Genomic DNA, 26,652 nt, shown 5'->3' with positions numbered 1-26,652 from the left:
ACCCGCCACAAGGAGAGAGAGATGCCCCGTTATCGTTCCCGCACCACCACCCATGGCCGCAACATGGCAGGCGCGCGCGGCCTGTGGCGGGCGACCGGCATGACCGACAATGATTGGGACAAGCCGATCATCGCGATCGTCAACAGCTTCACCCAGTTCGTGCCCGGCCATGTCCATCTGAAAGACCTCGGCCAGCTTGTCGCGCGCGAGGTCGAAAAAGCGGGTGGCGTGGCCAAGGAATTCAACACCATCGCGGTGGATGACGGGATCGCCATGGGGCATGACGGGATGCTCTATTCCCTGCCCTCGCGAGAGGTGATCGCGGATGCGACCGAATACATGGTCAACGCCCATTGCGCCGACGCCATGGTCTGCATCTCGAACTGCGACAAGATCACGCCGGGCATGTTGATGGCGGCGATGCGGCTCAACATTCCGGCGGTTTTCGTCTCTGGCGGCCCGATGGAAGCGGGCAAGGTCGAGATTGACGGGGTCGAGAAGGCGCTGGACCTTGTGGATGCGATGGTTGTCGCGGCGGATGAGAAATACACCGATGCGCAGGTGCAAGCGATCGAGGAAGCGGCCTGCCCGACCTGCGGGTCGTGTTCCGGCATGTTCACGGCCAATTCGATGAACTGCCTGACTGAGGCGCTGGGCCTGTCGCTGCCCGGAAACGGCTCTACCCTCGCCACCCATGCGGACCGCGAAAAGCTGTTCAAGCGCGCGGGCCATCTGATCGTGGAAAACGCCAAGCGCTATTACGAGCAGGATGACGAGAGCGTGCTGCCGCGCAACATCGCCAGCTTCAAAGCGTTCGAGAACGCGATGTCGCTGGATATTGCTATGGGCGGGTCCACGAACACGGTGCTGCACTTGCTGGCCGCCGCCTATGAGGGCGGGATCGAGTTCAGCATGGCCGATATCGACCGCCTGTCCCGCCGCGTGCCCTGCCTGTGCAAAGTCGCCCCGGCGAAGAATGACGTGCATATGGAAGATGTTCATCGCGCGGGCGGGATCATGTCGATCCTTGGCCAGTTGGACCGCGCCGGCCTGTTGCACCGCGACCTGCCGACCGTTCACAGCCCGACCATGGGCATGGCCATCGACATGTGGGATGTGACCCGCACCGATGACCCGGAGGTTCACGAATTCTACCGCGCGGCGCCCGGTGGCGTGCGCACAACGCAAGCCTTCTCGCAATCGCGGCGCTACAAGACGCTTGATACCGATCGCGAAAAGGGCGTGATCCGCTCGAAAGAGCACGCGTTCAGCCAGGATGGCGGTCTTGCGGTGCTGTTCGGCAATTTGGCAGAACAGGGCTGCATCGTGAAAACCGCGGGCGTGGATGACAGCATCCTGAAGTTCAGCGGCCCTGCGCATGTGTTCGAGAGCCAGGATGACGCAGTCAGCGGCATTCTGACCGGCAAGGTCAAGGCGGGCGAGGTCGTTATCATCCGCTACGAGGGGCCGCGCGGCGGGCCGGGGATGCAGGAAATGCTGTATCCGACCAGCTACCTGAAATCCAAAGGGCTGGGTGCGGCTTGTGCGCTTGTCACCGATGGCCGCTTCTCTGGCGGCACGTCGGGCCTGTCGATCGGGCATGTCAGCCCAGAGGCCGAAGAGGGCGGGCTGATCGGGTTGGTCGAGCAGGGCGACCTGATCGAGATCGACATCCCCGAGCGCCGGATAGAGTTGAAGGTGGATGACGCCACCCTTGCCGCGCGCCGTGCCGCGCAGGACGAAAAGGGCTGGAAACCCGCCAAGCCGCGCCCGCGCAAGGTCTCGACCGCGCTGCGGGCCTATGCGGCGCTGACCACATCGGCGGCCATGGGGGCCGTGCGCAAATTGCCCGAAGGATGGTGATCCGAATGAGCCGTATCGTTTACGTGAATGGCGACTACCTGCCAGAGGCCGAAGCCAAGGTGTCGATCTTCGACCGGGGCTTTCTGATGGCCGATGGCGTCTACGAGGTGACGACGGTCATCGACGGCAAGCTGATCGATTTTGACGGGCATTTCACCCGGCTGGAGCGGTCGTTGTCCGAGTTGGACATTGCCAACCCCATGGACCGCGACGCGTGGCTGGAAGTGCACCGCCAGCTTGTGGACCAAAACGGGGTGGATCAGGGGATGGTCTATCTGCAAGTGACACGCGGCGCGCCTGGCGACCGCGATTTCATCTTTCCCGACCCAGAGACGACCACGCCGACCGTGGTGCTGTTCACCCAGTCGAATCCCGCATTGGTGGACAGCCCGAAAGCGAAAAAGGGCATCAAGGTCGTGACCATCGACGACATCCGCTGGGGGCGGCGCGACATCAAGACCGTGCAACTGCTGTATCCGTCCATGGGCAAGATGATGGCGATCAAGCAAGGCGCGGATGATGCGTGGATGGTGCAGGACGGCGCGATCACCGAAGGCACGTCAAACAACGCCTATATCATCAAGGACGGCAAGATCGTGACCCGCGCGCTGTCGAACGACATTCTGCACGGGATCACCCGTGCCGCCGTTCTGCGCTTCGCGCGCGAGGCGCAGATGCAGGTCGAGGAACGCAATTTCACGGTCGAAGAAGCGAAATCGGCGGATGAGGCCTTTGTCACCTCTGCCAGCACCTTCGTGATGCCGGTCGTGTCCATTGACGGCGCGGAACTGGGCAGCGGTGCGCCCGGACCGATGGCCCAGCGCCTGCGCGAGATCTATATCGAGGAAAGCCGTAAGGCCGCGATCTAAGCGGAAGTGGCAAGGGGCGCTGCAACAGCATTCCTTGCCGGTCCATTGGCTAGAACGGCCGCACCGCGCCCGCCGCTATGCTGCGAACGAAGCGCCGTTCACTTCGACACTGATGGCCGCCAAAACCTCGGCCGGGTCGACGCCGTCGAACCCTTCCAACTCGACCATCGGCAAACCGTCCACCCGGATCAGGATGCCGGAATCGTCCGAGTTTCGTTCCGCCGACAAGGTCACGGAATCGCCGAAATACATCGGGTCACGCCCGTCCGGCCCGAACTGACCTTCGTTATAGTCGTCGAAAGCGGTCATGTAATCGCGCTCGAGGTCGATCACCAAGCGATCTTCGGCCGGGTCAAAATCGCGGACCACCGGGGTAGACAGCGCATCGCCGCCGAGGCTTTGCAAGGCACCCGTCGCGTCCAGACCGCCGGGCGAGATGACGAACAGATCCTCGCCCGCGCCGCCTGTCATGACAGAGCCGCCGGCGCTGACAAGCGTATCATTGCCGCCACCCCCGCGCAGGATCTGGTCGTCGCGGCCCGGATCCATATGCTCGCCAAGGATCAGATCATTGCCCTCGCCGCCAAAGGCTTCGTCGTCTTCGAAGGCGATCAGCAGATCGTCATCGACGCCACCGTTCAGCTGCACGCCGAACTCTGGAAACCCGATCAGCGTGTCATTCCCCGCCAGACCGTCATATTCGGACACATCATCGCGGGCGGTTATCAGGTCATTGCCAGGCCCACCTTGCCCCGGCGTTTCGGGTTCGGGTTGAGGCTCGGGCTCGGGCGGGGTATCGGGGTCCGGGTCGGTGTAGGGATCGTCTCCGCCGTCATTGAACAGCGCCAAAGCGCCAAATGCCAAGACCAAACCAAGCAATCCGAATCCGAACATGTTGAAACCCACCCTGGTAACGCTTTGTTCAATAAGGTTAATAAAATTCAAGCCATAAAGCAGCCACATTCTTGCCAAACATTCGCAACAATCCGCTCTGATTGTCGCGCTGAATGTGGTTAATCCAACCGGATACACCCGTTGTCCAACAGGTCCGGGAAACGCTCTGCCATTCGGTCAGGTTGCTCGAATTGGGCGCAGGCCTGTGTTTGCGTCACCGTGAAGGGCTGCCCTGTAAAGCGGTCTGTATCGCGCGGGCGGGGGCCGCAATCCGTCTCTGCCCCTGCGGCGCGCCGCTGCTCGCAGCCAAGGTAGAACGCCAAGCTCTGCAAATCGTTCATGCGCTGCGCGTCGCGCTCTTCCAGCCGCGCCTGTTCCGGGCCGCCCACCTGCCACAGGCCCAGCGCGATCATCAGCACGGTAAACGGCACCAGCAGCCGGGACAGGAAACGTCGCATCACCCCTCCGCCAGAAAATCGCGAAACCACGCGATGACAAGCGCCGCGATCACGACCACCAAGCCCACCTTGGCCAAGAACTGCGCGGTGATGACCCCGGTCAGACCGGCATAAACCACGGCAACCGCCGCGCCCAGCAGCGCCAGCATGGACAGGAACATCGTGAACGCCCCGAAGCGGTGGCGCATCGGCGCGCGCCGCGCGCCGGGGTCCGACGCGACCGCACGCGCCGCGCGGCGGTCCAGCCACAGAAACACCGGCAAGGCCACGATCAGAAGGGCGATGGACCAGCGCATAGAGGCCGTGGTGCCAGCATAATAGGGATCATGCAGCGGGTCCGGCAGCCATGCCTCGATCAGCTCGAATCCCAGATCGCCAAGGTTGTAGGTTACGATCAGGAGCGCCACGAACATCAGCGCGTAAAGCACCGCGTCCTGCCCCGCCGCCTTGGCCTGCGGGCGCGGCACAGGCACGCCCAGTCCGTGATCGGCCCATTTGCCCAGCGCGCCCGCGACCTCTGCGGGCGACCACCCTTCCGCCAACAGTGCCCCGCGCAACGCGTCGGGGTCGTGCCCGGCGCGCAGGCCAGCCTCTACAAAGGCGTCAAGCTGGTCGGCGGGTTTCACGCGCCTCAGCCGTTGTCGCCGACATTCTCGGCAAAGGATTTGACGAAAGCGGCCTTTTGCGCATCGTCGGCTTCGGTCTGATGCTTTGCCTTCCAGTCGGCATAGGGCATCCCATAGACGACTTCGCGCGCGGCCTCTTTGTCCATGTCGATCCCGCGTTCCTGCGCGGCTTCCATATACCAGCGCGACAGGCAGTTGCGGCAAAAGCCGGTCAGGTTCATCATGTCGATGTTCTGCACATCGCTGCGCTTGTCCAGATGCGCCAGAAGCGCGCGAAAGGCCGCGGCTTCCAGTTCGGTGCGGGTCGTGTCGTCCATGTGCAATCCTCCATTTACCTTTGGAAGGTGCGCACTCGGTTGACCAAGGTCAAGCGCGGCAGGCTTGCTTTTCGTTTCATAATCAGTAGTTGTTTGCGCTAACGAATTTCGCCTGACATGAAGCCCTGTCATATCAGTGCCAAAGGCGCCGTCAGGACGCCCAACACCTGAGAGGAATTCCCATGACGCCCCTGCGCCGTCACCGCATGATTAAAATCGTGGCCACGCTTGGCCCGGTCTCTTCCGATTACGACACCATCCGCGCCCTGTTCGAGGCCGGTGCCGACGTGTTCCGCCTGAACATGAGCCATGGCACCCATGACGATATTGCCGCGCGGCACGCCATCATCCGCAAGATCGAAGCAGACACCGGCCGCCCGATCGCCATCCTCGCCGACCTTCAGGGTCCGAAACTGCGCGTGGGCGAATTTGCAAACGGGTCCGAGGAATTGGTCGAAGGGGCCGCTTTCCGGCTGGACCTGTCCGACAAGCCCGGCGATGCGACCCGCGTGAACCTGCCACATCCCGAAATTTTCGAGGCGCTGGAACCGGGTGCGAACCTGTTGGTCAATGACGGCAAGATCCGGCTGAAGGTCAACGAGTGCGGCAAGGATTTCGCCGATTGCACCGTTGTCGTCGGCGGCACCATTTCCAACCGCAAGGGCGTGAACGTGCCCGATGTGATCCTGCCCTTGGCCGCACTCTCCGACAAGGACCGCAAGGATCTGGAATTCGTCTGCCGTCTGGGCGTGGATTGGCTGGCGCTGTCTTTCGTGCAGCGTGCCGCCGACGTGGCCGAGGCACGCACGCTGGCCCAAGGCCGCGCCGCGATCCTGTCCAAGATCGAAAAGCCCGCCGCCGTCACCGCTTTTGACGAGATTCTGGCCGTGTCCGACGGGATCATGGTCGCCCGCGGCGATCTGGGCGTGGAACTGCCAGTGCAAAACGTACCGCCCATCCAGAAGCGCCTTGTGCGCCGTGCCCGTGCTGCCGCCAAACCCGTGATCGTGGCCACGCAGATGCTGGAATCCATGATCGACAGCCCCATGCCCACCCGCGCCGAAGTGTCGGACGTGGCGACCGCCATCTATGAGGGTGCGGATGCGATCATGCTGTCGGCGGAATCGGCGGCCGGCGATTATCCGATCGAAGCCGTCAGCACCATGGACAACGTCGCCCGAGAGGTCGAAAGCGATCCGACTTATATCGACATCATCGACGCGTCGCGCAAGAACAAGCACAGCACTGTCGCCGACGGGATCGTCGCCGCCGCGCGCGAATTGGCAGAGAAAACCGATATTGCCGCGATCTGTTGCTTCACCGAATCCGGCACCACAGCCAGCCTTGTGGCGCGCGAACGTCCGCATGTGCCCATTCTGGCGCTGACCCCCATCACCAAGACCGCGCGGCGGTTGCAATTGGTCTGGGGCGTGCATTGCGAAGAGGTCGCAGAGGTCGAACGCTTCAAGAAAGCGGTCATCAACGCCGTGCGCGTCACCCGCAAATACGGCTTCGGCACCGAGAAGGACCAGATCCTTGTCACGGCGGGCATTCCGTTCAACCAGCCGGGCACAACCAACATCTTGCGCGTCGCCCCCTGCGCAGAACACTTGATCGTGTCGGGAGAGCCAGAGTAACCTGACCGCCTGCAAGCGGGGCGGCATGGATACGGGCTTTCTTTTCCTTCTGGGGGTTTACCTTGTGCCGCTGGCATTCGTCAGCGCGGTCTCTGCATGGGCGGATGGTCGGCGGCCGACGGTGGCGGTCGGGCTTGCGGCCTTTGGCGTTGCGCTGGCGGTCATCGCCTCTGTGCTGCGGCCGGACGGGGTCTATGGCCTCTCCGACATCCCGGTTCTGACGATAGAGCTGTTCACCCGCATCTGGCGCGCCTTCTGAGCCTTGCGCCTGCCCGGTTTCTGGTTTAAGGCGCAGGTTCCATTCGACGGGGCGGCCGGCCAATGTGGCATGCCGAGTCGCTCCCCTGACCGAAAAAGGAGTCGGAAATGCCCAAGATGAAGACAAAATCGGGCGCGAAAAAGCGCTTCTCCATGACCGCGACCGGCAAGGTCAAAGCCGGTCAGGCCGGCAAGCGGCACGGCATGATCAAGCGGACGAAGAAATTCATCCGTGACGCACGCGGCACCACCCTGCTGTCCGAGCAGGATGCCCGTATCGTCAAAACCTACATGCCCTATAACCGGTAAGGAGAGCGGAACATGTCACGCGTTAAATCCGGCACTGTCACCCACGCCCGCCACCGCAAGGTCATCAAGGCCGCCGCTGGCTATTACGGCGCCCGTTCGCGCAACTTCCGCACCGCCACGCAGGCTGTGGACAAGGCGAACCAGTATGCAACCCGCGACCGCAAGGTGCGCAAGCGCAATTTCCGCGCGCTGTGGATCCAGCGTATCAACGCAGCCGTGCGCGCCATCGACCCGACCCTGACCTATTCGCGCTTCATCAACGCGCTGAACCTGGCGGGTATCGAAGTGGACCGCAAGGTTCTGGCCGACCTCGCCGTGCACGAGCCGGAAGCATTTGGCCAGATCGTGGAAAAAGCGAAAGCCGCAATGGCCTAAGCCAGCTTCGGCAGAAACAAAGAAACCCCGCCCGGCAGATCGCCCGGCGGGGTTTTTTCGTGCCCTCACGCGCCTTAGCGGTTCCGGCGCGCCACTTCGGCGGTGATGTTGAACAACCCGGCGGACAGGTCGCTTCCGAAGCGCATATTGCCAAGGATCACGGTCGTTTCCGCACCCGTATCGTCGCGGATCACCCATTGGCGCAGCTCTGTCGGACCGGCGGAAAACACCAGCCGGATGGACCCGTATTGCGGGTTTTCGGGGTCTTGCGCGATCACGGTCGTTGTGGTGCCGTCATCGGTATGGCCGACGACCATGCTGCGATTGCTGAAATCCACGTTGCGTTCCAGAATCAGGTTCAGCGGCGTCTGGCTTAGCGGGTATTGGTTCGGCCCCTGGTTCGACCGCCCATCGAAAATGGCCACCTGCCCGCCGCCTGCCATGACAAGCGACTCTTCCGGCGGGTCGTATTCGAACCGCACGCGACCGGGGCGGCGAATGTAAATCCGGCCCGTGGCAAGGCTGCCATCGGGGTTGATCTGGGTGAACTCGCCCTCGGCCGTGGTGAAACTGTTGAAGTAGCGCGAGATCTCATCCAGCGGGATGCGATCGGCCAAAGCGGGACGCACCAGCGCCAAGGCTGGCAGGGACAAAAGCAGGGAACGACGTGTGATACTCATGCCGTTTGGATACCCGGTTTCGGGATTGCCACAAAGCGCATTCGCCTCACGCCGCCAACACAAGGCAGAGAGTTGCCGATCCGCCAAAGGGTTACAGCACCAGCGCCGGTGTCATGCCGCTGGGTTCCAGATCCCACCGGGCGCGCCAATTGCCCGCTTCGCGCTCCAGCACAAGGTAGTTGCGCTCTGCCACGTAGCGGGTGGGTTGGCCCGGCAATCGGGCAATGCGGATGGGATGTTCGGGCAGCGGGTCTTCGCCCAAACTGGCCAATGCGCCCAGAACCCGCGCCCAAGCCTTGGGCGGCGCGCGATGCGCGATGCCAGAGGCGACAAGCTGGTTCAAGTGCAGCCCCGCGCCCAAGTCCATCGTCGCACGGGTGGCCAGATGAATCTCGCCCGACAGCGCCGTTATGTCATGCCCATCGCGCCGCGCCAGATCGCGCACCAGCCGCAACATGCGCCGCCATTCGTCACGATGCGCGCGACTTTGCCACTGGTCGCGCAGGTCGTCCTCGTATTTCTGCATTTTCGGGACCAGCACCATCAACGCCTCCAGAATGGACAGGCGCGGCCCCAATAGCGGCACGCTGGACATCAGCATGGTGTGACCGTGCACGTCCTTGGCGGCCTCTTCTTCCATCATGGCCCAACCGCCCGGTCCCATGACCTGCCGCCTTGTGCGCTCGGACCGCAGGTCAGGCGCAAGGACGCGTAACTCGGGAGCGCGAATGCTCCAGCCCAGATGGATGCCGTCCTTGTCGTGGAAGCGCGCGGGCAGATCGCCCTCGACCGCCGCCGCCTGAAAGATCAGGAAGGCTTCGCGCGCAACCGAAAACAACGTCTGCCCCACCGGCGAATAGGTGCGCGAGCGCGGCAGCGAGCCCCAGCCATCGCAGATGTCATGGTCATCCCACTGCATGAGCGACGGGATACGCGCGACAAGCCATGCCATTTGCGGGGCCGCATAGATCGCGGCATAGCGCGCGAAGAACCGCTCACGCAGATGGTGGCGCAGATCGGCCAACGCCGCTTGCGACGGATCGCGTGGCAGGCTGTCGGGCCAATCGTCCGACAGCTCGTGCCCGTCCGTCGCCTCGTCGGCATAGACCTGATCGCCGCCATGCAGCAACAAGGCGAAAGGCGCGCGTTTATGCTCGACGCGCAGGCGTTCCCACATGGCATTGCGCTCGGAATCCTCTCGGTCCATGTCGCCATGCTCTTCGCCATTGCAGGATACGAAGGCGATACGCAAATCGCCCGTCAGATCGCCCGCGACCGGGTAATCGGTGCCGTCCCAGCGGTAACTGGACGCCCGATCGGCAGGCAGCGTGAACCGCGCACGCCAGATGGTGGCGTGGTCGTAGTCGGCCAGCCGCTCGGGCGCGATCTGCCCGCCATCCGTGACGACCGGCGCAGGTGCCTCGCCCTTGGGCATGATGAACAGCGCGGCAAGCTGCATCGCCCCTTCTGCGACATGGTCCAGATACAGCACGGGGCCGATAGGCGTGGAAATCTCTGTCATGGCAGACAGATAGGGCACGCCCCACCCCCCCGCAATCACGCCCGCGCGAAATTGTCCCGCTCAGGCCATGTTTTGCCTTGGGGTTTATCCCTGCTCCGGCACCAGGATCTCGCGCTTGCCCACATGGTTCGCGGCCGTGACAAGCCCTTCGTCTTCCATCTGCTCGACCAGACGCGCGGCCTTGTTATAGCCGATGCCCAGCTTGCGCTGAATGTAGCTGGTCGAGCATTTGCGATCCTGGATCACCACCTGCACCGCTTGGTCATACAGCGCATCTTCGCCCGTGGTATTCCCGCCTAGGCCCAGCACCGCGTCGATATCGGCTTCCTTGTCGGATTCCGGCCCATCGACCACGCCGGATTTGTATTCGGGCGGGCCGAAGGATTTCAGATGGTTGACGATTTCTTCCACCTCTTCATCACTCACGAACGGCCCGTGAATACGGCTGACCCGACCGCCGCCCGCCATGTACAGCATGTCACCCATGCCCAGAAGCTGCTCCGCCCCCTGCTCGCCCAGAATCGTGCGGCTGTCGATTTTGCTGGTCACCTGGAACGAAATCCGGGTGGGGAAGTTCGCCTTGATCGTGCCGGTAATCACATCGACAGAGGGGCGCTGTGTGGCCATGATAAGGTGGATGCCAGACGCCCGCGCCATCTGCGCCAGACGCTGGATGCACGCCTCGATTTCCTTGCCCGCGACCATCATCAGGTCGGCCATTTCATCGACCACAACGACGATGAAGGGCAGGATTTCGGGCGCGAATTCTTCGGTCTCGAACACGGGATCGCCGGTTTCATCGTCGAACCCGGTCTGGATGGTGCGCTTGAACATCTCGCCCGCGGCCAAGGCCTCGCGCACGCGGCCGTTATAGCCGTCAATGTTGCGCACACCCATTTTCGACATCTTGCGGTAGCGCTCTTCCATCTCTCCCACGACCCATTTCAGGGCCACGACCGCCTTTTTCGGGTCGGTCACAACGGGCGACAGAAGGTGCGGAATGCCGTCATAAACCGACAGTTCCAGCATCTTGGGGTCGATCATGATCATGCGGCATTCGTCCGGTGTCAGACGATAGAGAAGCGACAGGATCATGGTGTTGATCGCGACCGACTTGCCCGACCCGGTGGTGCCCGCGATCAGCAGGTGGGGCATCTTGGCCAGGTTCGCGACAATCGGTTCGCCATCAATGCCTTTGCCCAGCGCGAGCGGCAGGCGCATGTTGCTGTCGCCAAAGTCGCGGGCGGCAAGGATTTCCCGCAGCACGACCTTTTCACGATGCGCGTTGGGCAATTCGATCCCGATGATGGACCGGCCCGGCACGGTCGAGACACGCGCCGACAGCGCCGACATGGAGCGCGCGATGTCATCGGCCAGACCGATCACGCGGCTGGCTTTCAGGCCCGGTGCGGGTTCCAGTTCATACTGCGTGACCACGGGGCCGGGGCGCACGCTGACGATCTCGCCGCGCACGCCGTAATCGTCCAACACCGCTTCCAACATGCGCGCGTTTTCTTCCAGCGCGTCGTCGCTCAAGGTATAGCGTTCGACCTCGTTGGGGTTTTGCAGCAGCGCGAGCGGCGGCAATTCGTAGGTCGGCGCATCGGGTTCGAAGCGGAAGGCGGGTTCGGCCTCTGCCTGCGCCTGCCGCGAGGGTTGCAGCTTTCGCGCCAAAGGGGCCACGACGCGGCGTTGCAACACATGGCCCGCCGGGCGCGGCGCGGGGGCGTCGGTCGCAGGCGGTGCAATCTCGGCCTCTGGCGCGGCGGGGGCCGACGCGGGTGTGGGCGTTGTGGCCATCATCCAGTCGGGCATGGGAACATTGCCCATTTGCGGCGTCAGGCTGGCCGAAAGTTGCGCGGCAAAGCCTTGGGGCGGTGCGGCCTGCGCGGGCGCGGACATGTCGGGGCTGGACAAGGGCGGCTCTGCCGGGCGCAGGTTGCGGTCGAACTGGAATACCGGCTTTGCGGGCCGGCGATGCTTGATCGCGTCGGCAATCCGCGAGCGGATATGCTCGCCTTCCGGGGCGGCGACATGGGCCGCGCCCTCGGTCAGGGGCGGCTCTATCAGCTCTGGCTGCGGCATGGGCTGCGACGGAGCACCCCCCGGCCCGGCGCTAAGCGTTTTCAGCCGCGACAACAGGCTCGGCCGGTCCTCTGTCTGCTCAAGCGGTGCCGGGCTGTGCGGCATATGCGGTGCAACCGGCTGTGCCGGATACGGCATGGGCTGCGGCTGTTCCATCTGCGGCTGGTAGGGTGTGGCGCGAATGACCGGCGGCGCGCGGCGCGCGGCGGGGGCTGCGTGCAGGCCGGGGTCTTCGTGCCACGCCTGTTGCGGCACATGGCTGGCGGCGGCAGCGCGGGCCGCTGCGGCATCGCGGGCCCGCTGCGCCATCGCGCCGCCCGCGCGCTGCATACCGCGCAAGCCGCCGCTGGCACCGCCGCGCAGCAGGGCAAAAAGGCCCGCGTAGATCAGCACGATCCCCGACACAAGGAAGCTGCCGAATTTCACGACTTCGCGCAGCGACAGGCCCAGAACGAAGCTCCAGACAGCAGCCATGCCCGCCAGCATGAAGAGCGACATGAACCGCACGCCCGCGCCCGCGCTCATCGGCAGCGCATTGACCACGGCGCCCAGAACCGTGTCGCCGAACACACCGCCAAGGCCCATGACCGGCTGCCAATCGGCGCTTGGCACAAGGGTCGCGCACCAGATCGCGGCCACGGCGAGCGCGATGGGCAGGAACACGGCGCGCGCCATCAGCGCCTCATGCCCGCGCGCCAGAACCAGCCGCAGGCCCCAAGCGGCGCAGAACACCACCAAGCCCCAGCTGGCCACGCCAAGGATAACCATCAGGGGCGCGGACAAGGATGCCCCGATCCGCCCCAGCGAATTGCGCACGGGTTCATCCGACGCCGCCATCCAGCCCGGATCCTCGGGCGAGTAAGACCCCAGCATCACCGCAAAGGCAAAGGCCAGCGCCAGCAAGGCAAGCCCCATCAATTCGCGGCCACGGCGCTGCACAAGCGCGGACAGGTTGCTGTCCAGCAGCGGATCGCGTTGGTTGATGTTGTAGGAAGCCATCGGAACCCCTCTCAGCGATACAGACAGTCGCGCAGGCGGATCAGCGCGTCTTGTATTTCGTCAATGGGCGTGACCATGGCCACGCGGATAAAACCCTTGCCCGGATTGAAGCCATCCTGCTCGCGCGCAAGGTAAGCGCCGGGCAACACGCGAATGCCGGTCTGTTGCCACAGCTTCAGCGCGGCTTCCTCGCCGTCGGGAACGGGCAGCCACAGAAAGAAGCCGCCATCCGGCCCCTTGTAGCCCGGCACATGCGAAAAGACCCGGTCGGCCAGCGCGTATTTCTGCTGATAGAGCGCGCGCGAGCGGTCGACATGCTTCTCGTCGCCCCAAGTGGTGGCGGCGACATGTTGCAACGGTTCAGGCAAGGGCGCGCCCGCATAGGCGCGCAACTGGCGGATACGGCGAATGCTGTCCGGCCCACCCGCCACGAACCCGGACCGCAGCCCCGGCAAGTTCGAACGCTTTGACAACGAATGAAAGCTGAGCACTCGCTCCGGGTCGGCCCCCATCTGCGCGGCAACCTCCAACGCGCCGGGGGGTGGCGAGGCGCGGTAAATCTCGGAATAGCATTCATCCGCGAAGATGCGGAAATCATGCTTTTCGGCCAAAGCCAGCAGGCTGCGCCAATAGGCGGCATCGGCCACGGCCCCTTGCGGGTTTGACGGCGAGCAGACATAGGCAATCGCCACGCGGTCCAGCACTTCGGGCGCAAGGGCGGTGTAATCGGGCAGATACCCCGTTGCTGCGGTTGCAGGGGCGTAAACCGGCTCTGCCCCCACGGCCAGCGCAGCCACGGCATAGACCTGGTAAAACGGGTTCGGCGCAAGGATGACGGGGCGCGCGCCGTTCTTGCGCTCTGGGCAGAGCGCCAGCGCTGCATTGAACAACCCTTCGCGCGTGCCGTTCAGCGCCATGATCTGCGCGTGCGGCACGCTAACGCCGTAGCGCCGCGCAAGCCACGCGCTGATGGCATCCAGCAGTTCGGGAATACCCTCGTTGACGGGGTATTTCGCAAAGAGATGCGTGTTCGCCTGCAAGACCTCTGCCACGAAGGGCGGCATCTCGTGGCGCGGCTCGCCAATGGTCATGGCCACCACGGGCCCACCGGGCGCATGATGGTCCAACAGCGCGCGCAGGCGCGGAAACGCGTATTCAGGCAGGTTCGAAAACCGCTCTGGAACTTGCATGGACTGCCTCTGTGTTTCGGGATCTTTCGCCCCGATATTGCAGGCAGGATAGCGCGGGTCTGCCCATGCGTCCAGCATCTTGGGTGAAGGATGCCGCATAACCACCCGAAATTGTGGCATTTTCGCAGAAGTTTCGCATACCACCATATCTGGTGGTGCGCGACGTGGGGAAACCCTACGCCTAGCCGCGCACAACCTGTTCTGCGGCAGCGCCCAGACGCAATAGCCGGTCCTCGGCCATGGGTGCGCCCATCAGGCTGATCCCCGCCGAGGGCGTGTTGGTGGGCAAGCTCAGCGCGCACAGACCCAGCATGTTGCCAATCCGCGTGTTGCGCAAGGTCAGCAGGTTTTCGGTCGTGTAATACGCCTCATCGGCGGCCAGACGCTCGGCATTGGGCGGCAGGTTCGGCGCGGTGGGCAGGATCACGGCGTCATAGCCCGCGACCTGCGACAGGTAACGCGCGCGCAACTCGGTCAGCTTGTTCCATGCGGCGATGTAATCGGCGGCGGAATGCGCGGCCCCGGCCCGGAACCGCGCAAGGATCGGCGGAAACATCGCATCGGGGTTGGTTTCGATCAATTCGCGCCATTCGGCCCATGCCTCTGGCGTGTATATGATGGCCGACAGCGCCAGCACATCGTCCACGACTGGCAACTTGGCGCGGGTCAGCTTGGCTCCGGCGCGGGACAGGCGGCTGGCGGCATCTTCGAAAGCCTGCGCAGGTTCGGGGCGAATGTCCTCGAAGGGCGCACCTTCCAACACCAGAAAATGCCGCCCCGCCAGCGTGGCACCACGCAGGTCAGGGACAACGCGCCCTTCCAAAGTGGCCAGAAACGCCGCGCAATCCTCGACACTGCGGGCCAGCGGGCCAACCGTGTCGAACCGGCGCGCAAGCGGCACGACGCCTTCCATGGGCAAGCGGCCATGGGTGGTTTTCAGGCCCACAAGGTCGTTCCACGCTGCCGGAATACGCACCGACCCGCCCGTGTCGGACCCCACGCCCAGTGCCGCCAGACCAAAGGCCACCGAGGCCGCAGCTCCCGAAGAGCTACCCCCCGGCACCGCGCCCGCGTCATTGACGCAAGGCGGCGTGGCTGTCATCGGGTTCAGGCCCAGCCCGGAATAGGCGAATTCCGACAAATGCGTCTTGCCCAAGCAGATGGACCCCGCCTGCCGGGCAACCCGCAACACTTGCGCATCGCGCAGCGGAATGCGGCCTGCCAGCAGTTTCGACCCGGCCTCTGTCGCGGTGCCTGCCGTGTCGAACAGGTCTTTCCACGACAGCGCCACGCCATCCAACGGTCCGCGCCGCAACCCCGCCCGCGCGCGGCTGCGGGCCGTCACCGCCTCTAGCAGCGCGCGTTTTTCAGTCACGACGGAATAGATGCGCGACGCCATGGGGTGCGCGCGGATCTTGTCCAGATAGGCTTCGGTCAGGGCCAGCGGACAGAGCGCCCCACGGTCAATCGCCCGCCCTTGCGAGACGGCGCTTCTGGTCAGCCACTCTTCCATCTTCCCCCCGGTCTTGCGGTTTGCCCGCCTGTGGATGAGTATTTATGGCAAGATGAAGCCCATTCGATCAATATGCCACATGGACAGTTGGCCCCAAGTGCCACATATCGCATCACATGACACATGACGCCGACATCCTGATCGTGGGCGGCGGGCTGAACGGCCCGGCGCTGGCCTTGGCGCTGGCCAAGGTCGGGCTGACCGTAACCGTCATAGATTCCCTTCCGCGCGACACGCGCACCGAAGCCGGGTTCGACGGGCGCGCCTATGCGTTAGCGCTGGCCTCTGTCCGGGTGCTGGACGGGATCGGGCTGTGGCCGCATGTGGCCGAGCACGCGCAGCCCATGCTGAAAATCGTCGCCAGCGACGGGCGCGCCGGCGAAGGGGCTGCGCCCTTCTTCCTGCAATTCGACCATGCCGAGATCGAAGAAGGCCCGATGGGGCACATGCTGGAAGACCGATTTCTGCGCCCCGCCCTGCTGCGCGCGATGGATGACGCGGGCGTCACCCAGCTATCGGGCGAAACCGTGGTCGCGCAAACCGTCGATGCGCAGGGCGTGACGGTCACGCTGGCCTCTGGCCGCAGCTTGCGCGCGCGGCTTCTGGTGGGCTGCGACGGGCGCGACAGCGGCACGGCACAGCGCGCGGGCATTCGGCGCACAGGCTGGGATTACGGCCAGACCGGGCTGGTCTGCGCGATTGACCACGAATTGCCGCACGAGGGCGTGGCGCATCAGTTCTTCATGCCCGCTGGACCGCTGGCCATTCTGCCACTGCCTGGCAATCGGTCTTCCATTGTCTGGAGCGAGCGGACCGCCCGCGCGGCCGAAATTCAGGCGCTGGACGATGCCGCCTATCTGGAGGTTCTGCGCCCGCATTTCGGCAATTTCCTGGGCGAGATATCACTCGCAGGCAAGCGCCATGCCTACCCGCTGAAACTGACCATCGCCAACCAGTTCATAGCCCCGCGCCTTGCGCTGGTGGGCGACGCTGCCCATGGGATGCACCCGATTGCGGGGCAGGGCTTCAATTTCGGGCTGCGCGACATCGCGGCGCTGGCAGAGGTTCTGGCAGATGCCGCGCGCCGCGGCGAAGACATTGCCAGCCCGCTTGTGCTGGACCGCTACCAGACATGGCGGCGCTTCGACACCACGCTGATGGCCATTGGCACGGACAGCGTGAACCGCTTGTTTTCGAACGATAATCCGCTTTTGCGGGGGGTGCGCGACCTTGGGCTTGGGCTGGTCAGCGCCCTACCCGGACTGCGCCGCGCCTGCATCCGCGAAGCGGCGGGGCTGACGGGCGACATGCCACGCCTGATGCGGGGTCTGCCGATCTGACGACTTAGCGGCACAGCCGCGCGATTCGCGCCAGCGACGCGTCGCGCTTGTGGTGAAGCTCTGACAGCGATGCGCCATGTCCGGCATAGGGTGCCTTCGTGCAACGAACCTGCCCCGAACGCCCCGACGCGCAATGATAGCTGGCATGACCGCGAGAGGCCAATCTGGCGCTGAACCCGTCCCGATGCTGCCGCGTGGCCTGTGCAATCGCCCGGTCCGTGGCCCGCAACTCGGCCCGCTCTGCCGCGCAATCGCTCGTCTTGAATGACGCGCAGCCCGAAACCAATAAAACAACGGCCAATATCCATGAATTGCGCATCCATTCCCCCGATGGCTGGCACGAATTTGAAAGCGATTCCTTCAAAATATCCCTGCCGCGAACCTGTGCGGCAGGGATGGTATGTGCTCTGCACCCGACACAGCGATCCGCCCAGTTACCCGCAAGGCGATGCGCTGCCTACAGGGCAGAAATGCCCGTTAGTGCTTGCACTTGGCGGGCTTCATCACGTAGTGGCCAGCGCGCACCAGCGTGCGGGTTTCCTCGTAGATGGCCGGGTAATGCACACGCACGACCTGCATATGCTTGCCCTTGCCACGATGCTCGAGCATGGTTTTGGCGTGCTTCACAAGATGCTTGGTATACTTGTATTCCGGGGCCACATAGACCTTGTCGAAACATTCAACAACGTGACCTTCCCATGCCGCCGCCGGTGCCGAGAAGAAAGGGGCCATTGCAAGGGCAAGGGCCGGGAGCGCGATTTTTTTCATTGATAGTCCTCCAAGTATGAAAAATTTCTTATCGTTAGCTGCTCAAAAAACCTCGGCAAGTGCGCGGATCCCCGCTTATCACGAAGTAATCTCGCACTTGTGAGAAGCGTAGCACCTGATTCCTGATGTGGCAACAATTCTGGCGGGTGACTGCATTGTTAACCCGTTGTTAGCAATACTTGGGCAAAATCGCTGCATGGTTGAGCATCTGTCAGGATTTCAGGACTGCGGCTTGCCCCTGTTCACCGGGGGCGCTGCGTCTGTGGCGGCGGTTGGGACAGCCGCCCGCCCGGCCCCGGCCAAGACGCCATCCTATCTGAAAGACCACCGCAAACGGCTGCGCGAGCGGTTTCTGACCGGCGGCGCGCAGGCCATGCCGGATTACGAATTGCTCGAATTGATCCTGTTCCGCGCCATCCCTCGGCAGGACGTGAAACCCCTTGCGCGGCTGCTGATCGACCAGTTCGGCGATCTTGCCGGGGTTATTTCCGCGCCAGAGCCGCGTTTGCGCAAGATTGCGGGCGTGGGCGACGCGGTGGTGGCAGAGCTGAAACTGACCGAAGCCTGCGCGCAACGCATGGCACGCGCGCGGGTCATGCACAGGCCGGTGATTTCAAGTTGGGATGCGTTGCTGGACTATTGCCACACGACAATGTCCCATCGCGAGACCGAGGAATTTCGCGTGTTGTTCCTGGACCGCAAGAACAGCCTGATCGCGGACGAAGCGCAAGGCAGTGGCACGGTCGACCATGTCCCCGTCTATCCCAGAGAGATCATGCGCAGGGCGCTGGAACTGAATGCCAGCGCCTTGATCCTTGTGCATAATCACCCTTCGGGCGACCCAACCCCATCGCAGGCCGATATTGCCATGACGGAACAGGTGCAGCGCGCAGGCGAAAGCCTGTCGATCACGCTGCACGATCATCTGGTCATCGGCAAATCAAGCGAGATCAGCTTTCGCGCGACCGGGTTGCTGTAGCCGGCCCGCGCTCAGGAATTGTCAGAGGTAAATTCCAGCCCTTGGGCAGCAGGGACCGACGGGTTGAACGGCAGATCAAGGATCACAAGACCGTCCCCAACAGCGCAATCGGGCATGGCCACGCGAAGCTCTTCGACCACACCGGCGCCATCGCCATGCGTGGGCATGACAAAGGCCACAAGATCGGTGCCGCAAGACCGGGCGTTGACGCTGACCTCTAGCTGAAGCCGTGTTTCACTGGCTTGGGCCAAGGGCACGGAATAGACTTGGGCAAGCATCGGCTCCACGCCTTCATCCTCGCCCAGCGCAACCAGAAACGCCTCTTCCAGCGCGGGGTCAAACGGGTTCATGGCGTGGATATGGCCGTCTTCGCCATAGGCCGCCCCACGATGATAGGCGTGCAGCCCCATCTGGGCCGGACCGGTCCATTGCACGATCATGCGCGCATAATCGGCATGGTCGGGGATCACGGTCTGTGCTTGCAGGTAGGTGTCATCGGACAAAAAGACATCGACACGCGCATCGGCGGCCAGCGCCGGGATATAGCCGGTATATTCGCCCGCCATGTCGAGCGTGGCACTGAAAGCCAGATCGCCATGGCTGAGAACGATCCGTTCGTTCGCATTGCATGGTGCCGACAGCTGCAATTCGATCAGCCCGTCAATGGCAGGTTTTGCTGTTAGATCGGGCGCGCAAAGCGGTGTTTCGACAGCGCCGGACTGCGTGATACGCAAGTCTTGATCCAAGGAAAGCGCGGGTTCCGCCACGGCGTCCTGATCGGCGAAGGTCAGCTCTGGCTGGAAACTGTCCTGCACGTTGGGCACGGTTGTCTTGTCTTTCGACACGTCAAGCGCCGACATCTCCAGCGCGGGTTCTGCCGCTTGCGGGCCAGCGCCGGGGCCGACCGGCGAGATCACGCTCGCACCGCGGATTTCCGCAGGATCCGCGGAAATGGCCCCGGCCGAGAGTGTTTCCTTGTCGCCCAAGAACTCTCCTGCCAGAAAAACCGATGCCGCAATGGCCGCGATGGAAATCGCCGCGCCCCGAATAACCAACTGCCGATTCATAGAATTCACCCACAATTTCACTTGTGAGCAAAAATGACCCCGGAATCGGGCGGGAAAGCGGCCAAAGCTTGGCCGTTTGGCGGTTTTGATGCCGAATCCGGTGCAATCAGCGCCGAATTACAGGATTTGTCCGTGGCAATGCTTGAACTTCTTGCCCGAGCCGCAGGGGCACGGGTCGTTGCGACCGGGGTTGCCCCAGGTTGCGGGATCGTTCTCGTCGAAGCCGTCGACCAGCGGGGTCGGTGCCACGCCGTCGTTTTCCTCGGCCACGCGCTTGCTTTGCTGCTGAAGAGCCATCTTCTGCAACATTTCCTGCTGTTCCTGCTCTGTCAGCGGGCGAATGCGGGCCAGGTATTGGGTCACATCCTCGCGCAGAGAGTTCAGCATGGATTCGAACAACACAAAGCCTTCGGCCTTGTATTCGTTCAGCGGGTCTTTCTGCGCATAGCCCCGGAAACGCACGGCAGAGCGCAGGTGATCCAGCGTCAGCAGATGCTCGCGCCATTTGCGGTCAATGGTTTCCAGCAACACCTGCTTTTCCAGCGAGCGCAGCGTCTCGGGCCCGAAAGCCTGTTCTTTCTGCGCCATCAGCGCATCCGACGCTTCGGCCACACGCTCGCGCACCACGTCTTGATCGACACCATCCTCTTCGCCCCAAGCGGTCGCGGGCATGTCCAGCCCCAGCTTGTCACGCAGTGCGGCTTGCAGACCTTCCATGTCCCATTGCTCGGAATAGGACTTCGGCGGCATGAATTCGTCAATCAGGTCGTCGATCACCTGATGGCGCATGTCGCCCGTGATCTCGGACAGGTCATCGGCCTGCATGATCTCGCGGCGCTGGTCAAAGATGACGCGGCGCTGCTCGTTCATGACGTTGTCGTATTTCAGAAGTTCCTTGCGCATGTCGAAATTGCGCGCTTCGACCTTGGCTTGCGCTTTTTCCAGCGACTTGTTCACCCATGGGTGCACGATCGCCTCGCCCTCTTTCATGCCGAGGGTGGACAGAACCTTGTCCAGACGCTCGGACCCGAAAATGCGCATCAGGTCATCTTCGAGCGACAGGAAGAACACCGACCGACCCGGATCGCCCTGACGGCCGGACCGCCCGCGCAACTGGTTGTCGATCCGGCGGGATTCGTGCCGCTCGGTGGCCAGCACGAACAAACCGCCCGCGTCTTTCACCTTTTGCTTTTCGTCCGCGACCTCGGCCTCTATCCGGGCACGGGTTTCGGCGGGGTCGGCGTCCGGATTGGCTTCCAACGCCTGCATGACGCGCATGTCCACGTTGCCACCAAGCTGAATGTCGGTGCCGCGACCGGCCATGTTGGTGGCAATCGTGACCGCGCCCAGACGGCCCGCATCTGCGACGATTTGCGCCTCTTGCTCGTGCTGGCGCGCGTTCAGCACGTTATGCGGAATGCCCGCTTTCTTCAGGATCGCCGACAGCTCTTCCGATTTCTCGATAGAGGTGGTGCCGACAAGGATCGGCTGGCCCTTTTCATGCGCCTTGCGGATTTCCTCAAGCACGCCTTGCAGCTTCTCGGCGGCGGTGCGGTAAACCTGGTCATCTTCGTCAAGACGCGCAATCGGCAGGTTGGTCGGAATCTCGACCACGCCCAGATCGTAGATCTCGCGGAATTCGGGCGCTTCGGTGCTGGCGGTGCCGGTCATGCCCGCCAGCTTTTTGTACATGCGGAAATAGTTCTGGAAGGTGACAGAAGCATAGGTCACGTTCTCTGGCTGGATGGCCACGCCTTCCTTCGCCTCGATCGCCTGATGCAGACCTTCGGACAGGCGGCGCCCGGTCATCATCCGGCCGGTGAATTCGTCGATCAGCACAACCTGATTGTCGCGCACGATATAGTTCTGATCCTTGTGGAACAGTTTATGCGCGCGCAGACCTTGGTTCACATGGTGCACAAGCGAGCTGGCTTCGGGGTCGTAAAGCGACATGCCCTCTTCCAGCAGACCCGCTTCGCGCAGGCGCTCTTCGATGAACTCGTTGCCTTCTTCGGTCAGCGTGGTGTTGCGCAGCTTTTCGTCCAGCGTGAAATGTTCCTCGGTCAGGCCGGGGATGAGCGCGTTGACCTTGGTGTAAAGCTCTGTCCGGTCATCTGCGGGGCCGGAAATAATCAGCGGCGTGCGCGCCTCGTCGATAAGGATAGAGTCGACCTCGTCCACGATGGCAAAGAAATGCGGGCGCTGGTTCATATCCTCCAGCCGCATCCGCATGTTGTCGCGCAGGTAGTCGAACCCAAGCTCGTTATTGGTGGCATAGGTCACGTCTGCGGCATAGGCGTCGGGCTTTTCGTGGTCGGGCTGCTGGGAATAGACAACGCCCGTGCGCATCCCCAGCTTTTCGAACACCTTGCCCATCCAGGCGCTGTCGCGTTTGGCAAGATAGTCGTTCACGGTCACGACATGGACGCCCTTGCCCGCCAGCGCGTTCAGATAGGCGGGGAAGGTCGCGACAAGGGTCTTGCCCTCGCCCGTCTTCATCTCGGCTATGTTGCCCTGATGCAGGAAGATGCCGCCGATCAGCTGCACATCAAATGCGCGCAGGCCCAGCGCACGGCGCGCGCCCTCGCGGCAATTGGCAAAGGCTTCGACCAGAACATCGTCAAGGCTGGCCCCGTCTGCCACGCGGGCTTTCAGCTCTTCGGTCTTGGCGATCAGCCCTTCGTCGGACAGCGCTTCGAACTCTGGCTCCAGCGCGTTGATCTGGGCCACCAGGGGCCGCACTGCCTTGACCTTGCGATCATTCGCCGTGCCGAAGATCTTCCTTGATACTGCACCCAGACCCAGCATGATTTCTCCACCTCTCGGCGCGCCGCGCGCACCGCTGACCAAAACGTCATTTCCCTTGACCGCGCGCCGGGGTTGTCGGCACGCGCAGGCTTCCATAGAAGGGCAGGTGAACCGCACGGCCCCGGCATCGCAGAACCTTGATCGCGATGTAATGGGCGGCCTTTGAATAGTCAACAAAGCGCACTTTCGTTGCGCAGAATGGGAGCACCGATATGGTCAGTTTTTCGAGAGCATTGCCCGCTTTCGCCCTTGTGGTCGGCATGGCAAGCGCCGTGACCGCTCAGGACACACCCCAACCGCCCGCGACCGACACCGTCATCGCCACCGTGAACGGCGTGGAAATTACCGTGGGTCATGTGCTGCAAGCACGCACCAGCCTGCCCGCGCAATTCCAGCAAATGCCGATGGACAGCCTGTTCGAGCCGCTCTTGAACCAGCTCATTGACCAGACCGCGCTGATGCAATCGGTCGAGGGCACGCTGTCCACCGCCGATGAGATCGCGCTGGAAAACGGGCGGCGCGATTTCATGGCGAATACCGCCCTGACCCGCGCCGCAGAGGCCGCCGTTACGGATGAAGCCGTGACCGAGGCCTATGCCGCCTTCGTCACCGAATTCGACGGGCGCGAGCCCACTCCGGAATTCAACGCCTCGCACATCATTGTCGCGACCGAGGAAGAAGCGGCAGCGCTGAAAGCGCAACTGGATGACGGCGCGGATTTCGCCGAACTCGCGCGCGAGCATTCGACCGATGGCGCGGCGGCTGGCGGCGGGTCGCTGGGTTGGTTCGGACTGGGCGCGATGGTGCCGGAATTCGAGCAGGCCGTGACCGCCATGGAAGTGGGCGAAGTGGCCGGGCCGCTGCAAACCCAGTTCGGCTGGCATCTGGTTGTGCTGAACGACACCCGCATGTCCACCGCGCCGGAACTGGACGAGGTGCGCGATGCACTGGTCCAGAACATCCAGCGCGAAGCGGTCGAGGCTGAAATCGCCCGCATCACCGACGCCGCAGAGATCACCCGCAGCATTGACGGCATCGACCCCGCCTCGCTGGAAGGCGTGGAGCTTCTGGACGACTAATCGCTTTGCGTGTAACGCTTTGCACAGACCGCCGGCCCCTTCGCGGGCCGGCTTTTTCATGGGGTTCCCGATGGGCAAGAAGAAAAAGCTGAAAGCCAAGGTCAAGGCGCTGAAAGCGCGGCTTGCGGCACTTGAAGCCGCGCAAGCCGGCACCGCGACACCTGCGCCAAAGGTCTCGCCGCTTGCGCCGGACGCGTTCCCCAAGCTGCCGGTCATCCGCGGCGCGCGCTTTGCCACCGCCATGGCCGGGGTGCGCTACGCGGGCCGGACCGATGTGATGCTGGCCCATCTGGCCCCTGGTTCTGTGGTTGCGGGCACCTTCACGCGGTCGGGCACGCGCTCTGCCTCGGTTCTGGATGCGCAATCCAAGATCATGGGCGACGGGCCAGAGGGCGCGGCGATCTTGGTTAATTCCGGCAATTCCAATGCCTTTACCGGGGCAGCTGGCGTGGCCTCGGTGCAAGCCATCGCGGGCACCGTGGCAGAGCGGTTGGACCTGCCAGTGTCGCGGGTCTTCACTGCTTCTACCGGGGTGATCGGAGAGCCGCTGCCGCATGAGCGTATCACCGCTGCAATCGACAGCCTGACGGGGGCGCTTTCCGAAGACGCGCTGCCAGATGCGGCCCGCGCCATCATGACCACCGACACCTACCCCAAGGGCGCGACCGCGACCGTCGAAATCGGTGGCCAGCCTGTGCAGATCGCGGGCATTGCCAAAGGGTCCGGCATGATCGCGCCCGATATGGCGACCATGCTGGTCTATATCTTCACCGATGCGCGGATTACGCGGGCGGCACTACAATCCATCGTTTCGCGCGGGTGCGATGCCAGCTTCAACTGCATCACGGTCGATAGCGACACGTCGACCTCGGACATGCTGCTGGTTGCCGCCACGGGCGCAAGCGATGCGCCGCTGATCGACGACGTGACAAGCTGGGAAGCGCGCGAATTCGCGCAGGCGCTGGACGCCGTCATGCTGGATCTGGCCCATCAGGTCGTGCGCGATGGCGAAGGGGCGACCAAGTTCGTCGAGGTTGCCGTGACCGGCGCGCGCTCGGACGCAGACGCCCGCCGCGTGGCCCTGTCCATCGCCAACTCGCCCCTGGTGAAAACCGCCATCGCGGGCGAAGACCCGAATTGGGGCCGCGTGGTCATGGCCATCGGCAAATCCGGGGCCGAGGCTGATCGCGACCGCCTGTCCATCCGCTTTGGCCCGCATTTGGTGGCCTATAAGGGCCAAGTCGCGCCCAGCTATACCGAGGAAATCGGTGCCGCCTACATGAAGGGGCAAGAGCTTGTCATCGGGGTTGACCTGCGCCTTGGCGTCGGGGCTGCGAAAATCTGGACCTGCGACCTGACCAACCGCTACATAGAGATCAACGCGGATTACCGCTCGTGAAAGTGGTTCTCGTCTCTGCCGTGGCGCTGATTGATGCTGACGGGCGGGTGCTTCTGGCGCAGCGACCCGAAGGCAAATCCATGGCCGGTCTGTGGGAGTTTCCCGGCGGCAAGGTCGAACCGGGCGAAACCCCCGAAGCCGCGTTGATCCGCGAGCTGCATGAAGAGTTGGGGATCGAGACATGGGATTCCTGTCTGGCACCCCTGACCTTCGCCAGCCACAGCTATGACGACTTTCACCTGCTGATGCCTTTGTTCGCTTGCCGCAAATGGGCGGGACAGCCGCAATCGCGCGAATCACAGGCGCTGAAATGGGTCCGGCCCGAGCATCTGCGCGACTATCCCATGCCCGCCGCCGACCTGCCGCTGATCCCAATTCTACGTGACTGGCTGTGATTTTGCGCAGCTGGTGGAAACAATACCACCAGTTGAGAAGGATTGATCCAAATTCGCGTCAATGCCTGCCCGCCTGCCATGATAAAGTGGCACGAATTTGTCAGAAACGGGCTTTGCACGCTTGGTTTGAGCCGAAGGATTGGTAGTCTTGGCTCAATCACACGGGGTTAATCATGCTCGCCACCATCCGCATCGGGAAACACATCCAGGCCCAGGGGCCGATTGTGAAACGGTTGGGAAACGGGATGATCGTTATTCGGGTCGGCCAGAAGGTGTTGGCTGGTCGCCCGATCTCCAAGCGCGTCGCCTGAACACCGCCGCGCGGTTTCTACTCATAAGGCCCTGACCGGAAACGGCCAGGGCCTTATCACTTCCAGACCGTCAGTCGATTTCGCGCGCTTCATCCACCAGCATGATGGGAATGCCGTTGCGGATGGGAAAGGCCAGATGCGCGGGGCGCGAGATCAATTCCTGCGCCGCCGCGTCATAGCGCAATTGCGCCTTGGTCACGGGGCAGACAAGCGCTTCCAGCATATGCCGGTCGAAGCCATGGCCGCGCTCTGCCGGGGCATCACTCATTGAATAGCCTCGCCCTCGCCGCCATGCAGGGCGAATTCCATCAAGGTAATCAGCGTTTCCCGCCGCGTGGCAAGCGACGGCGCTTCCAGAAGCGCCTGCTTTTCATGCGGGTCGAAGGGGCAGAGCATGGACAGCGAATTTATCAGCATTTCATCCTCTGCCTCTTTCAGGCTGCTCCAATCCGTGGACAGCGCATGATGCTGGAAAAACCGCTCCAGCAGGTCGAAAAACGCGCCGCGGTCGAACCCCTTGTCCTGCTCTGCCACGCCGCAATCGCGGGCGAAATCGGACCAGTCCACCTCTGCACGACGGTAGGGGGTGAACCCAGCCACCTCTTGCCGGATGCGGAACCGAGATATGCCGGTCAGGGTAATCATGTAGCGCCCGTCTTCGGTTTCGGAAAACGCGGTCAGCCGCCCGGCGCAGCCGATCATGTGCCACCGGTCGGCCCCGTCGGGCGCGCTGCGTGGCTGGACCATCCCGATCAGCCGGTGTGGCGTTTTCATCGCGTCTTCCAGCATGGCGATATAGCGCGGCTCGAAGATATGCAGGGGCAGACGGGCGCGCGGCAAAAGCAGCGCACCCGGCAGGGGAAAGACCGGTATAAGGTCGGGAAAATCTTTGATCCGCGTCATGTGCGGTA

27 protein-coding genes are annotated in these 26,652 nt (G+C 63.2%); 12 read left to right on the top strand and 15 right to left on the bottom strand.

Going from position 1 to position 26,652, the window contains the following annotated elements:
* Window positions 1-21 precede the first annotated feature (21 nt).
* Window positions 22-1,863 (top strand): dihydroxy-acid dehydratase, encoded by a 1,842-nt coding sequence (ilvD, locus tag J1C52_RS05215; RefSeq protein WP_227426867.1) that lies wholly within the window; start codon window positions 22-24, stop codon window positions 1,861-1,863.
* 5 nt (window positions 1,864-1,868) lie between these two features.
* Window positions 1,869-2,732 (top strand): D-amino-acid transaminase, encoded by an 864-nt coding sequence (locus J1C52_RS05210; protein ID WP_227426866.1) that lies wholly within the window; start codon window positions 1,869-1,871, stop codon window positions 2,730-2,732.
* 75 nt (window positions 2,733-2,807) lie between these two features.
* Here J1C52_RS05210 and J1C52_RS05205 read toward each other — a convergent pair whose 3' ends face one another.
* The 4 genes from J1C52_RS05205 to J1C52_RS05190 all read right to left on the bottom strand — a co-directional run bounded on the left by J1C52_RS05205 (window position 2,808) and on the right by J1C52_RS05190 (window position 5,027).
* Window positions 2,808-3,626, bottom strand: coding sequence for a hypothetical protein (locus tag J1C52_RS05205; RefSeq protein WP_227426865.1), 819 nt, complete (start codon window positions 3,624-3,626; stop codon window positions 2,808-2,810).
* 119 nt (window positions 3,627-3,745) lie between these two features.
* A complete protein-coding gene (locus J1C52_RS05200) occupies window positions 3,746-4,084 on the bottom strand; it encodes a hypothetical protein (RefSeq protein ID WP_227426864.1) in 339 nt (112 codons plus the stop codon).
* Complete coding sequence (locus J1C52_RS05195; protein ID WP_227426863.1) at window positions 4,084-4,710, bottom strand: DUF5671 domain-containing protein; 627 nt, start codon at window positions 4,708-4,710, stop codon at window positions 4,084-4,086. The genes J1C52_RS05200 and J1C52_RS05195 overlap by 1 nt, the downstream gene beginning before the upstream one ends.
* Window positions 4,711-4,715: 5 nt before the next feature.
* Window positions 4,716-5,027, bottom strand: coding sequence for a DUF1244 domain-containing protein (locus J1C52_RS05190; protein ID WP_227426862.1), 312 nt, complete (start codon window positions 5,025-5,027; stop codon window positions 4,716-4,718).
* A gap of 191 nt (window positions 5,028-5,218) precedes the next feature.
* Between J1C52_RS05190 and pyk the strand changes: the two genes are divergently transcribed.
* The 4 genes from pyk (at window position 5,219) to rplT (ending at window position 7,606) form a co-directional block, all read left to right on the top strand.
* Window positions 5,219-6,664 carry a pyruvate kinase gene (gene pyk, locus J1C52_RS05185; RefSeq protein WP_227426987.1) on the top strand — a complete coding sequence of 482 codons (1,446 nt, stop codon included), beginning with the start codon at window positions 5,219-5,221 and terminating at the stop codon, window positions 6,662-6,664.
* A 25-nt stretch (window positions 6,665-6,689) separates the two neighbouring features.
* Window positions 6,690-6,923: a hypothetical protein gene (locus J1C52_RS05180; RefSeq protein WP_227426861.1), complete on the top strand. Its 234-nt coding sequence runs from the start codon at window positions 6,690-6,692 to the stop codon at window positions 6,921-6,923.
* Window positions 6,924-7,030: 107 nt separating this feature from the next.
* A complete protein-coding gene (gene rpmI, locus J1C52_RS05175; protein WP_072247128.1) occupies window positions 7,031-7,231 on the top strand; it encodes a 50S ribosomal protein L35 in 201 nt (66 codons plus the stop codon).
* 12 nt (window positions 7,232-7,243) lie between these two features.
* Window positions 7,244-7,606: a 50S ribosomal protein L20 gene (rplT, locus tag J1C52_RS05170; protein WP_227426860.1), complete on the top strand. Its 363-nt coding sequence runs from the start codon at window positions 7,244-7,246 to the stop codon at window positions 7,604-7,606.
* A 74-nt stretch (window positions 7,607-7,680) separates the two neighbouring features.
* Here the strand turns inward: rplT and J1C52_RS05165 are convergent, their stop codons facing one another.
* The 5 genes from J1C52_RS05165 to J1C52_RS05145 form a co-directional block, all read right to left on the bottom strand.
* Complete coding sequence (locus J1C52_RS05165) at window positions 7,681-8,286, bottom strand: LolA family protein (RefSeq protein ID WP_227426859.1); 606 nt, start codon at window positions 8,284-8,286, stop codon at window positions 7,681-7,683.
* 91 nt (window positions 8,287-8,377) lie between these two features.
* Window positions 8,378-9,808 carry an alkaline phosphatase D family protein gene (locus tag J1C52_RS05160; RefSeq protein WP_227426986.1) on the bottom strand — a complete coding sequence of 477 codons (1,431 nt, stop codon included), beginning with the start codon at window positions 9,806-9,808 and terminating at the stop codon, window positions 8,378-8,380.
* An 84-nt stretch (window positions 9,809-9,892) separates the two neighbouring features.
* A complete protein-coding gene (locus J1C52_RS05155) occupies window positions 9,893-12,892 on the bottom strand; it encodes a DNA translocase FtsK (protein WP_227426858.1) in 3,000 nt (999 codons plus the stop codon).
* A gap of 11 nt (window positions 12,893-12,903) precedes the next feature.
* The gene (locus J1C52_RS05150; protein ID WP_227426857.1) at window positions 12,904-14,082 is read right to left on the bottom strand and encodes an aminotransferase class I/II-fold pyridoxal phosphate-dependent enzyme; all 1,179 of its coding nucleotides are present in this window, start codon (window positions 14,080-14,082) and stop codon (window positions 12,904-12,906) included.
* A 181-nt stretch (window positions 14,083-14,263) separates the two neighbouring features.
* Window positions 14,264-15,595 (bottom strand): amidase, encoded by a 1,332-nt coding sequence (locus tag J1C52_RS05145; protein ID WP_227426856.1) that lies wholly within the window; start codon window positions 15,593-15,595, stop codon window positions 14,264-14,266.
* Window positions 15,596-15,711: 116 nt separating this feature from the next.
* On the opposite strand from J1C52_RS05145, the gene J1C52_RS05140 reads away from it, so the two are divergent.
* Window positions 15,712-16,935, top strand: a complete 1,224-nt coding sequence (locus J1C52_RS05140) for an FAD-dependent monooxygenase (protein WP_227426855.1) — start codon at window positions 15,712-15,714, stop codon at window positions 16,933-16,935.
* A gap of 4 nt (window positions 16,936-16,939) precedes the next feature.
* Here the strand turns inward: J1C52_RS05140 and J1C52_RS05135 are convergent, their stop codons facing one another.
* Both J1C52_RS05135 and J1C52_RS05130 read right to left on the bottom strand, forming a co-directional pair.
* Window positions 16,940-17,254: a hypothetical protein gene (locus tag J1C52_RS05135; RefSeq protein ID WP_227426854.1), complete on the bottom strand. Its 315-nt coding sequence runs from the start codon at window positions 17,252-17,254 to the stop codon at window positions 16,940-16,942.
* Between the two features lie 158 nt (window positions 17,255-17,412).
* The gene (locus tag J1C52_RS05130; protein ID WP_227426853.1) at window positions 17,413-17,703 is read right to left on the bottom strand and encodes a hypothetical protein; all 291 of its coding nucleotides are present in this window, start codon (window positions 17,701-17,703) and stop codon (window positions 17,413-17,415) included.
* Between the two features lie 196 nt (window positions 17,704-17,899).
* Here J1C52_RS05130 and radC point away from each other — a divergent pair, with 196 nt between their 5' ends.
* Window positions 17,900-18,682: a RadC family protein gene (gene radC, locus J1C52_RS05125; protein ID WP_370633228.1), complete on the top strand. Its 783-nt coding sequence runs from the start codon at window positions 17,900-17,902 to the stop codon at window positions 18,680-18,682.
* Between the two features lie 11 nt (window positions 18,683-18,693).
* Here radC and J1C52_RS05120 read toward each other — a convergent pair whose 3' ends face one another.
* Together J1C52_RS05120 and secA are read right to left on the bottom strand one after the other, a co-directional pair.
* Window positions 18,694-19,749 carry a hypothetical protein gene (locus J1C52_RS05120; protein WP_227426852.1) on the bottom strand — a complete coding sequence of 352 codons (1,056 nt, stop codon included), beginning with the start codon at window positions 19,747-19,749 and terminating at the stop codon, window positions 18,694-18,696.
* A 117-nt stretch (window positions 19,750-19,866) separates the two neighbouring features.
* On the bottom strand, window positions 19,867-22,557 hold the full coding sequence (secA, locus tag J1C52_RS05115; RefSeq protein ID WP_227426851.1) for a preprotein translocase subunit SecA: 2,691 nt from the start codon (window positions 22,555-22,557) through the stop codon (window positions 19,867-19,869).
* 212 nt (window positions 22,558-22,769) lie between these two features.
* Between secA and J1C52_RS05110 the strand changes: the two genes are divergently transcribed.
* The 4 genes from J1C52_RS05110 (at window position 22,770) to J1C52_RS05095 (ending at window position 25,741) form a co-directional block, all read left to right on the top strand.
* Window positions 22,770-23,636: a peptidylprolyl isomerase gene (locus tag J1C52_RS05110; protein WP_227426850.1), complete on the top strand. Its 867-nt coding sequence runs from the start codon at window positions 22,770-22,772 to the stop codon at window positions 23,634-23,636.
* Window positions 23,637-23,706: 70 nt separating this feature from the next.
* Complete coding sequence (argJ, locus tag J1C52_RS05105; protein ID WP_227426849.1) at window positions 23,707-25,035, top strand: bifunctional glutamate N-acetyltransferase/amino-acid acetyltransferase ArgJ; 1,329 nt, start codon at window positions 23,707-23,709, stop codon at window positions 25,033-25,035.
* Window positions 25,032-25,430 (top strand): (deoxy)nucleoside triphosphate pyrophosphohydrolase, encoded by a 399-nt coding sequence (locus J1C52_RS05100; RefSeq protein WP_227426848.1) that lies wholly within the window; start codon window positions 25,032-25,034, stop codon window positions 25,428-25,430. The genes argJ and J1C52_RS05100 overlap by 4 nt, the downstream gene beginning before the upstream one ends.
* Before the next feature lie 173 nt (window positions 25,431-25,603).
* Entirely contained in the window at window positions 25,604-25,741 is a 138-nt protein-coding gene (locus tag J1C52_RS05095; protein WP_227426847.1) for a hypothetical protein, read from the top strand.
* Window positions 25,742-25,811: 70 nt separating this feature from the next.
* On the opposite strand, the gene J1C52_RS05090 is transcribed toward J1C52_RS05095, so the two are convergent.
* Both J1C52_RS05090 and J1C52_RS05085 read right to left on the bottom strand, forming a co-directional pair.
* Complete coding sequence (locus J1C52_RS05090; protein WP_227426846.1) at window positions 25,812-26,009, bottom strand: Trm112 family protein; 198 nt, start codon at window positions 26,007-26,009, stop codon at window positions 25,812-25,814.
* Window positions 26,006-26,644, bottom strand: a complete 639-nt coding sequence (locus tag J1C52_RS05085) for an LON peptidase substrate-binding domain-containing protein (RefSeq protein WP_227426845.1) — start codon at window positions 26,642-26,644, stop codon at window positions 26,006-26,008. The genes J1C52_RS05090 and J1C52_RS05085 overlap by 4 nt, the downstream gene beginning before the upstream one ends.
* Window positions 26,645-26,652: the final 8 nt, after the last annotated feature.

Origin of the sequence: Roseibaca sp. Y0-43 (assembly GCF_020667835.1) — a bacterium.
Lineage (GTDB): Bacteria > Pseudomonadota > Alphaproteobacteria > Rhodobacterales > Rhodobacteraceae > Roseinatronobacter.
This window is presented reverse-complemented; position numbering and strand designations above follow the sequence as displayed.

Excerpts from the sequence above, each read along its gene's own strand:
- ilvD (WP_227426867.1), top strand. The coding sequence starts at position 22 with ATGCCCCGTTATCGTTCCCGCACCACCACCCATGGCCGCAACATGGCA.
- J1C52_RS05210 (WP_227426866.1), top strand. The coding sequence starts at position 1,869 with ATGAGCCGTATCGTTTACGTGAATGGCGACTACCTGCCAGAGGCCGAA.
- J1C52_RS05205 (WP_227426865.1), bottom strand. The coding sequence starts at position 3,626 with ATGTTCGGATTCGGATTGCTTGGTTTGGTCTTGGCATTTGGCGCTTTG.
- J1C52_RS05200 (WP_227426864.1), bottom strand. The coding sequence starts at position 4,084 with ATGCGACGTTTCCTGTCCCGGCTGCTGGTGCCGTTTACCGTGCTGATG.
- J1C52_RS05190 (WP_227426862.1), bottom strand. The coding sequence starts at position 5,027 with ATGGACGACACGACCCGCACCGAACTGGAAGCCGCGGCCTTTCGCGCG.
- J1C52_RS05180 (WP_227426861.1), top strand. The coding sequence starts at position 6,690 with ATGGATACGGGCTTTCTTTTCCTTCTGGGGGTTTACCTTGTGCCGCTG.
- rpmI (WP_072247128.1), top strand. The coding sequence starts at position 7,031 with ATGCCCAAGATGAAGACAAAATCGGGCGCGAAAAAGCGCTTCTCCATG.
- rplT (WP_227426860.1), top strand. The coding sequence starts at position 7,244 with ATGTCACGCGTTAAATCCGGCACTGTCACCCACGCCCGCCACCGCAAG.
- J1C52_RS05165 (WP_227426859.1), bottom strand. The coding sequence starts at position 8,286 with ATGAGTATCACACGTCGTTCCCTGCTTTTGTCCCTGCCAGCCTTGGCG.
- J1C52_RS05160 (WP_227426986.1), bottom strand. The coding sequence starts at position 9,808 with ATGACAGAGATTTCCACGCCTATCGGCCCCGTGCTGTATCTGGACCAT.
- J1C52_RS05155 (WP_227426858.1), bottom strand. The coding sequence starts at position 12,892 with ATGGCTTCCTACAACATCAACCAACGCGATCCGCTGCTGGACAGCAAC.
- J1C52_RS05150 (WP_227426857.1), bottom strand. The coding sequence starts at position 14,082 with ATGCAAGTTCCAGAGCGGTTTTCGAACCTGCCTGAATACGCGTTTCCG.
- J1C52_RS05145 (WP_227426856.1), bottom strand. The coding sequence starts at position 15,595 with ATGGAAGAGTGGCTGACCAGAAGCGCCGTCTCGCAAGGGCGGGCGATT.
- J1C52_RS05140 (WP_227426855.1), top strand. The coding sequence starts at position 15,712 with ATGACACATGACGCCGACATCCTGATCGTGGGCGGCGGGCTGAACGGC.
- J1C52_RS05135 (WP_227426854.1), bottom strand. The coding sequence starts at position 17,254 with ATGCGCAATTCATGGATATTGGCCGTTGTTTTATTGGTTTCGGGCTGC.
- J1C52_RS05130 (WP_227426853.1), bottom strand. The coding sequence starts at position 17,703 with ATGAAAAAAATCGCGCTCCCGGCCCTTGCCCTTGCAATGGCCCCTTTC.
- radC (WP_370633228.1), top strand. The coding sequence starts at position 17,900 with ATGGTTGAGCATCTGTCAGGATTTCAGGACTGCGGCTTGCCCCTGTTC.
- J1C52_RS05120 (WP_227426852.1), bottom strand. The coding sequence starts at position 19,749 with ATGAATCGGCAGTTGGTTATTCGGGGCGCGGCGATTTCCATCGCGGCC.
- secA (WP_227426851.1), bottom strand. The coding sequence starts at position 22,557 with ATGCTGGGTCTGGGTGCAGTATCAAGGAAGATCTTCGGCACGGCGAAT.
- J1C52_RS05110 (WP_227426850.1), top strand. The coding sequence starts at position 22,770 with ATGGTCAGTTTTTCGAGAGCATTGCCCGCTTTCGCCCTTGTGGTCGGC.
- argJ (WP_227426849.1), top strand. The coding sequence starts at position 23,707 with ATGGGCAAGAAGAAAAAGCTGAAAGCCAAGGTCAAGGCGCTGAAAGCG.
- J1C52_RS05095 (WP_227426847.1), top strand. The coding sequence starts at position 25,604 with ATGCTCGCCACCATCCGCATCGGGAAACACATCCAGGCCCAGGGGCCG.
- J1C52_RS05090 (WP_227426846.1), bottom strand. The coding sequence starts at position 26,009 with ATGAGTGATGCCCCGGCAGAGCGCGGCCATGGCTTCGACCGGCATATG.
- J1C52_RS05085 (WP_227426845.1), bottom strand. The coding sequence starts at position 26,644 with ATGACGCGGATCAAAGATTTTCCCGACCTTATACCGGTCTTTCCCCTG.